The organism is Nocardia carnea, from assembly GCF_029869215.1.
GTDB lineage: Bacteria > Actinomycetota > Actinomycetes > Mycobacteriales > Mycobacteriaceae > Nocardia > Nocardia carnea_B.
This window is the reverse complement of the sequence record NZ_JARWPM010000166.1, coordinates 1-7,799: the sequence shown is the minus strand read 5'-3', so window position 1 is coordinate 7,799 and position 7,799 is coordinate 1. Positions and strand designations below refer to the sequence as shown.

Here is a 7,799-nt window from a genome sequence, read left to right as displayed (position 1 = left end):
GACCGCGGAAGGGATTGTGCGGGCTCTGCGAAAACTGGGTCTGCTGGCTATGGGCGACCGGAGTCGACCAACCCGGATCGTTGTGGACCTCGCAAACACGCCGGTGCATTCGGAGGCGGTGCGAAACACGCTGCAGACCGCACAGATAAGCGGTCTCGAAGAAATCCTGATCCTTGACCAGGAGGGGGACGTCACACAGATTTTGGTCGCGGATATCGAGGCCAGTGATCCGAACGAGGTTGGCACGGGCGTCGACCGTGGAGGCGCACCGAAGGACGATCCGAGGGTGCGAGTGGGATCCGGTCTCGAGACGCTGCTGGCCCCGGAATCGCTGGAGGATTTCGAGGCGGGATTCGGCGCCGAGGTGTCAGCAATCCGGCGTGACATAGCGCTGCTTCGCCTGGTTTACGAGGGGCAGGCCCAGGTCGACGACCAGCCTGACCCGGCGCAACTACGGTCGCGAATCTCTGACCTGAGCGTACGGGTGGGACGCCGAGCGGAAGCGCTGGACGACGAGACGGAACTTGCACGGGTTCGACAATGCGAGGACAGGATCCGGCTCCTGCGACGTGGCCTGGATAGTCTGGACGACCCCGGGGATGAGGTCGGTCGCCGCGATGATGACCTTACGATTTCCGCGAAGCGACGGATAGTCAAGGCGATGACTGCCGTTCGCGGAGCAGCAGGTCCGGAGGATCCGGGCTACATCGAGGTCGTCGGCCTGCTGGACGACAGAATTTCCGAGGAGACTGCCCGGCACATCGCTGCCGCGTTCGCCCAGGTGATGTCGCTGGCTGCGCATGTTCCTCTCGTCAGAGTCCGGTTCGCTCCGCTGGAAGCCCGGACGGCCGCCGAGATAGGACCCATTGCGTGGAGTCCGATCATACCGGGGCGCGACGTCCCCGGACTGGAGCTCACGATAGATCCGGATCTCGCCGCCCATCCGGACAAATTCGCCAACCGTACGGAAAGGCGGGTTCGGTGGCGAATGCTCGCCTCTGGATCCGGTGACCCCTGGGTCGATTTGTTCCTGCATGAAATCCTCGGCCACGGAACCGATCGCGCCGACTTGGATCTGTCGCAGGTCACCCTCGCGCAGGAGCGGATCGATCGGCATATCGGCGGCGCATTCGATGCGCTGACCGCCGCCGGTGAAATCGATGTGCCCAAGAGGCGGTGGCTCGGGAGACTTTCCGACTACAGTTATTCGTCGCCGCGAATCCCTTTCCGGCTTCCGAAGCTCGATCCTGCGGAGGCGTTGCCGGAGTCGGTCGTCTATGTCCGTGGCAATCCCGATTCCGACTGGCGTACTGCGGAATATGCGCTGTACCGCGCGCTGTTCGATTTGCCGGTGCTGGACTCGGCGGCGATCGCTCGATTCCGGGAGCTGGAGGCGGCCGGAACGTCTCAACCCCATCTCCTCGGTCTCCGGATGCTCGAATTCGATGGTAGTGCGGGGTACCTGGCGCCGACGGAATCCGAGCCGTCGGCAGCAGCGGGAGGACCGATCCGGATCCACCGTGCCGGGGGCACGAGGTTCACGGACGACCGGCTCCGCGATCACGCGAAACAGCTGCTCCCCGAGGGCACTGAGCCGGCGACGGTAGCGCTCACCGCGCGGATGGTGGGGCGGATGCTGGCTACCTTCGATGCCCGAACGAGCTTGAACGTCGCGCTCTGGCTGACCGACACGGACAGTGGGCCGGTCGTAGTGGTTCAGGCCGATGAAATCGTGGCTTCCGATCAGCAGCGCGTCGTACAGCGGCGTGTGGTGAAGTACGGGGCAGACGTCTCTGTCACCGGGCGTGGTCTGCGGTATCTGTTCCAGGTGCCGCTGTCCGTCATTGCGGCCACCACCAGCACTTCTCCGGTACCGAGGCCGGGTAACCCGGGCATACCGGGTGCGTCTGGGCACAACCGGGTGGGGTGGGCGCCTGGAAGTGCGGTGGGTGGAAGCGGTGGCGACCCCGGCAAGATCGGGCGGACGCCGCCGAACCCGGATGAACCGGATGCTTGGTCCGGCTGGAAGCGCAGATCCATACCCGCTGAAGAGACCCGTCGCCGAGCGGCGGGACCTGGCGGCACAAAGCGTGCTGTTCCGGGTGTGGACGCCCCGCCCGAGACAAGCCCGATCGACGGGCTGGTCGAATCCGGACCGCCCGGTGGGACGGTGACGCTGGATCGTGCGCCGGGAACCGCCGTCCTGGTCGCATCGGAGTCAACGGAGCCGGGGGTTACCAGTACCGATACCGGCGCGACGGTGTCGCCGGGTGGAGCCGACTCGCGACCGGATCAACCGGAGTATCCGGGGAGTGCCCGCCCGGACGTCGATGTGGAACGTGACCGCATTGCCGGCGTGGTCGATAAAACCCTCCCGTTTCTTCCGGAGGAGGACCTGGACCTCACCTTCGCCGAACCCGACGATATCGAAGACCTGTATTACAGGGGCCGTCATCGCGGGGCCTACGAAGGCAAGCATCGCCGGGACAGTTCACCGGCCTCTGGCTCCGGCAGATTCCTCAACTGGACCTTGGGTCTGTTGCTGGAGAGACGCACCGCGGCAGCCGCAATGCCGCCCCCGGACGACGACGGCACCGCATCCGGACGGCCCATCGGCCCTCCGGTCGCTGACGAGCGGGATCCGGATGTACTGGATGCCGGTGATCCCGGAGTGCGCACGGACCGTATTCCGTTCGATCGCACCGATCCGACCCACCACCAGGAACCCGCGGCTGCTGCGAGTAGGCAGGCAATCGGACAGGAGGTTCGTGACCTGGCAACCGGACCGGATTTGCCGCGTTCGGACGAAACGCCGCCCGATCTGGCCGGTGGTGCGCAGCATGCCGACATGCTGTTCGTGAACGCCGTTCTGGTGGACGGCACGGGGCGCCCGCCTGTTCGTGGGGGGTTGGCGATCTCCAACGGTCGCATCGTCGCCGTGGGCGATGTTTCTGGATTCACGGCGGGTGAGACGGTCGATGCCGGTGGGAAGATCGTTTCTCCCGGCTTCATCGACACACACAGTCACTTCGATCGGGCGCTGTTCGGCACCATGCTTCCCGCGGTCAGCCAGGGGATCACCACGGTGGTAGTGGGGAACTGCGGTATCAGCTCCGCACCGCGCAGCGCTGCCGGCCGCCCGCCGGCCCCGTTGGATCTGGTCGGCACCGAGCAGGAGCATTTCTTCGCGACGGTGCAGAGCAATATCAGCGCGCTCACCGATATGCCGCCGGTCGCCAATGCTGCGATGCTGGTCGGGCACACCTCATTGCGGCTGGAGGTGATGGGTGAGGATTACGAACGTCCGGCCACCGCTGCAGAGATCGAGGAAATGCGGGCGTTGCTGCGGGCGGCGTTGGAGGCGGGTGCGATCGGGCTGAGTACGGGGGTCTTCTATCCGCCCGCGGCTCATGCGACCACCGAGGAGATCGTTGCCCTCGCGGAGGTGCTGGCAGAATTCGACGCCGTCTACACCACCCATATGCGCGATGACTCGGGCAGCGACGCCGACCTGGAGGAGACCTTCGAAGTCTTGCGCCGAACCGGAGTTCGGGGACTGATTTCGCATTACAAGTTCACCGGTGCGGCGAACCACGGCAAAGCCGAGGCCGGACTGGCGAAGATCGAGGCGGCGCGCAAGCCGCGCAGCGAAGGGGGCGAAGGACTTCGAGTCTGGGTCGATGTCTATCCCTACGAAGCTGGTTCCACGATGCTGCATATGGATTCGGTGCGGGAGTCGAGCAGGGTCTTGGTGGCGTGGTCGGACAGCCACCCCGAGATGAGTGGCCGCCTCTTGACAGATATCGCCACCGAATGGAACGTCCCGCTGGAAGAGGCGGTGGATCGTCTGCAACCCGCCGGTGGGGTTTTCTTCATGATGGACAAGCAGGATGTCGCCGCGATCATCCGACACCCGGACAGCATGATCGGTTCAGACGGTCTGCCCCACGATGATCATCCGCACCCGCGTCTGTTCGGGAGTATTCCGCGGGTACTGGGATCGGGGCTGCTCTCCTTCGAGGAGGCGGTCCGCAGGATGACGAGCCTTCCCGCCGAGTTCTTCGGTTTCGCGGACCGGGGCACTCTCGAAGCCGGTAACCGTGCCGATGTGGTGATGTTCGATCCGGAAACGGTCGGTGATCGCGCCACCTATGAAGATCCGCGGAAAGTGTCCGCGGGTATCGGTCTGGTCATGGTGAACGGCACCGTCGTCTGGCGTGACGGGAATCAATCCGGTGTCTATCCAGGGGAGATACTGAGCCGGGGGGAGGGAGACGATTCCACTGCGAACACGGACCGTGTCGAGGAGGAGACGGGGTACCAGGGTTCGTTGAACCGGACTGCGGTACAGGGCAACTCGGCCGTCGACAGCCCGAAGGCGGAGGCACCGTCCGACGATTCGGATCGGCCGGCGATCGACGCGACCGGTGGCGAGGGGGTCATAGCTCGCGAGCCCACCGATGAGGAGCGGCGGCGGGGTCGTCTGGGGGACCGGCCGTGGCAGTGCGCTGTGGGTGGTGCGGGGTTCGCCGCGGGCAGGGTGGGGCGCGTGTGGGCCGAGGATTCGGCCGGGTCCACACAAGAGGTGTCGAAGGAGCAGCGGGAGCGGATCGCGGCGCTGGCGGACAGTCTGGGTGGCGGGGCGTCGTACACCTTGGCCGAGGCGTTGGGGAACGACTGGCTGCGCGGGTATGTCACGAATCTCGACGATCTGGTGCATGTGATCGTTTCCGATGACACCGAGCTACCGCTCATCGGTCCGGACTGCACTGTTTTGGTCGGTGCGGATGTGGCGGATGAGGACGCTGACCCCTCCGATACCAATGGTCATGTGCTGGTGCTGTACCGCGATGGCGCGGGTCCGGTGCGGGTGCGGGAAACCATTGGGGGTCAAGAATTCGATTACCCGTACCGCCGTGGGATGCGGGTGGCGGGCGCGACGAAGTACTACCGGATGGCCTGGGACGGGCCGGTGGCCGCGATGCCGTTGGCGGAGGGGGAGCTGTCGACGGCGGTGGCGGGAGCGGACCGGCCCACGTCGTGGTCGGGAATGCCTTTACCGGGTGGGGACGAGCCTTCCACAGATTCCGATCCGAAAACTACCGCGCGGCTCCCGGTTTCCGAGGACGACGACACTCGGAAGCTTTCCGACACCGAGGAGATCGCGGCTACCGCTGCGCTGCCCAGGGAAATCGACGTCATCGAACAACAGATCCGGGGAGCGCTGGAAGGTATCGGCCGATCCGGTGCGCCGTTGGCTTCGGAGTTGGTGGATCGTCCGCTGGACCGTGAGACCACAGCCGCTATCCGGTCGGAGCTGAACGATCGGCTGAAACATGCAGCGCCGGACCAGCATACGGATCTTAAAAGGCTGTTCCAAAGCCTAATCGACCTGATCGATTGGTATCACACTGCTACCGTTGACTCCGCTGCTGACGCGCAACGGATGGCGAACGGTAAGTTCCTGCTCGGACGGGTCCGGGTGGTGACGAACGAACCAGGTGCGGTGGTAGCGGGTTCGGAGACCGACGGTCAGCAGCGCACCGCGGGAACGCCACCCATCGCGGATCAGGCCATCGAGTCCGTCGCCGACGCGCGCCGACGTTCCGATGCGTTGGAACAGGAGCCGCCGCATCCTGATAGCGCACCTTGGTTGATTCGATTGCCGAAAATCGAAAAGTTGACGCCCGAAGTCGCCGTGGCGACGACCGACGGCGAGATCACCATCATGGCCAAAGCCGGTCCACAGGCTGTGGCGCAGGCGATCTCGGAAAACGAGAACGTACGGCGGCGGATTGAAGACCATATCCGTAACCAGATGGAGGCGATCAAGGCCGGGGCCGGATCTGGACCGGCGACGGGCGTGCGGGTTTATTTCGGGAACGTCGCGAACTCGGTGAACGAGGGATTGATTCTCGTGCAGGGGAATCGGGTCCTCGTGCAGGACGGCGGCGGGCAATGGTTCGAACGGAAAGGTGAAATCCCCAAGGCCGAGGGTGACCATGCAGCCGGCGAGATCCGCCGGGGATTGTGGGCCGACAGCCGGAGTGCGTTCGGCAGCACGGCCGAGGAAACGCGACAGGGTGATCCCGCTGGTCCCCGTGGCGCTACGGCACGTGAGGAAGCCTCCGGCCCGGACGGTACCGCTGGATACCGCGGCCCGCTGGGGTTGCCCAAGGGCTTCCTTCCGTCTCCGGAACAACTCGATGACGAGATCAACAAGCGGGCACAGTCCACAGGAGGTCCGGTGCCATCGGACGAGTCTGATGGTGCTTCGTTTGCCGAGTGGCAGGAGGGTGACGGCACCACGCAGAACGTTGCAGTCGAGCGACAGGTACGCGGCCCGAGGCCGGCGCCGGGTATCGAAGCCGAAGTTCAGCGGGTGGTCGGAGAACTATGCCTCCGGTATCCGGAGGTCATGGTCGAGGGCATTCGTTTCGCACGCTCCGGATGGCGAATCGTGGACGACGGGCCCGGGTGGATCTCGATCGACATCGATGATCTGACCGATCTCGATTCGGTGCAGGGGGTGGTCGGGTCAGCATTCGGAGTTCTCAGGGCAGAACCAGGTGAACCCGGCGCGGTTGCCCGGCCGGGCCCGAGGCTCGAGCTCGGCCCCGATCAGCGGGATTCCATCTTGCCGCTGTTGCGCGCGCAAGTGGCCGAGTTCGAGCTTTCCGGCGGTGCGGCGCTGGCCATCGAAATGGTGGCGAGTGCCGTGCAGGCTGCACAAGCACCGTCTTTCACGTCCGAGGTGAAGGTGGACGACGACGGCTGGCGGCGGCTGACCGTAACCGTGACCGATGCTCCGGGGGACAACTCACTGAGGGTGGAGATCGCCAAGGCAGCGAACTCCGGTATCCGTATCCATGCCGTGGTAAATAGCCAAGCGGGTAACTCGGCTTGGCAGAGGGTCGCGGCGGATTGCGCGAAACGGCTTGCGGCGGAAGTGGGTGCCCGGCTGGAAAGCCCGGGGCTGCGGGCGGTGGATCTCCTGCTGAACCGTTCGGTGGACAAAGCCTCACAGGTTGTGCTGGCCAACACGATGTCAGGCTTGCCACCGATGGTGGTGCAAGTCAAGACGGGCAGCGTCGCGAATCCGGCAGACCACCGGTTGGATCCGCAGACGTTCCGGCGTCTGCAGGAACTCGGGGCGCAATTCAGTGAGAAGCCGCTGCGTAGAGCCGATTCACCGAGCCAACCTCTGTATGGGCATGAAGTCACCGTCGACTGCGATGAAGGCCTACCCTCACTGCGGGCGGTCACCGGCCCCGAGGCTCAGGCTCCCAGCGATCTCGCAGCCATGGTCGAATACCCGCGCGAAGAAATGCCTTTCGAGGAGGTGACGGAAGACAAGAGCCCGGCGGAAGGCTTCGAGCCGCCCGTAGTCGAGCCACTGCACGCAGGTTCCGATCAGCCCGATTGGCAAGAACCGGATCGGTCGGCGATCAACAGGGTGCCGAATCAGCCGCCGTTCACCGGTGGCGGCGGACCAGCCCGTGCCGCATCGTCCGATCCCGGGGGTTTTGTCCGCTCCCTGGGGGCTGACGGTATCGAGGGGCCGGATGGTGGCGCAGCGCAGATAGATCTCGACCCGGCCGCCGAGGACCTGGACAGCCCGGGAATTGCCGGGCTCGCAGGAAACGTACGCCCGCCCCGTACCGGCCGGACCCACGACTGGGCGGTGAGCGCGCGGATCGTCGGCGAACTCGCCCGCCTGGGCCGGCCGGTGATCCTGGCCGGCGGGCTCACCGCCGACAATGTGGACGAGGCGATCGCCGCCGTGCACCCGTTCGGGG

1 protein-coding gene is annotated in these 7,799 nt (G+C 65.3%); it reads left to right on the top strand.

Going from position 1 to position 7,799, the window contains the following annotated elements; genetic code table 11:
- Positions 1-661: 661 nt before the first annotated feature.
- Positions 662-7,799: amidohydrolase family protein (locus QH276_RS11255; RefSeq protein ID WP_280406720.1), on the top strand; the 7,138-nt coding region annotated here is incomplete at its 3' end.